The 611-nt window shown below is 38.3% G+C and carries 1 protein-coding gene; it reads right to left on the bottom strand.

The window, feature by feature from the left end; genetic code table 11:
• Nucleotides 1–34 precede the first annotated feature (34 nt).
• Nucleotides 35–611 (bottom strand): IS3 family transposase (locus A1232T_RS00095; RefSeq protein ID WP_167367010.1); only part of this gene is annotated, 577 nt, incomplete at its 5' end.

The following is a 611-nucleotide window of genomic DNA, read 5'->3' as shown; positions in this document are numbered from 1 at the left end:
AATGAACTGACCCCCAAATGTTGGACGGTTTAGTTTAGATCAAGGACTGAGTTCTGTATTGCACAGGACTCAGTCCTTTTAGTTTAAGTTGAATACGTTCATTATTGTAATAATGAATATACTCATGAATTTGTTGTTCTAACTGCTCAATCGATTTTGGCTTCTCAATATAAATTGTCTCGCACTTAAGTGTTCCGAAGAACCCCTCCATAAGCGCATTATCCAAGCAGTTCCCTTTTCTACTCATGCTTTGCTTAATACCGTGCTGTTTAAGCGTTGTACTAAACGGTCTCATTTGATAGTGCCACCCTTGATCTGAATGCAGCATTAATCCGTTTTTCTGGTGCGTATCTATCTTATCTAACGCCTTATCTAGCATCTTGCTCACTAAATCATAAGTCGGTCTCTTTGAAAGCGTATAACTGATGATCTCATTGTTATAGCAATCAAGTATGGGTGATAAATACAGCTTATGATTACCCACCTTAAACTCAGTAATATCAGTAAGCCAGCGTGTGTTTGGTTGATCTGCATTAAACTGGCGCTTTAAATAGTTCTTTGCAATCTTGCCTTGTACGCCTTTATAAGAGCGATACCTTTGTCGTCTAATC

The sequence above is a fragment of the Psychrobacter pasteurii genome (assembly GCF_900162815.1).
In the GTDB taxonomy this organism is placed as follows: Bacteria; Pseudomonadota; Gammaproteobacteria; order Pseudomonadales; family Moraxellaceae; genus Psychrobacter; species Psychrobacter pasteurii.
This window is presented reverse-complemented; position numbering and strand designations above follow the sequence as displayed.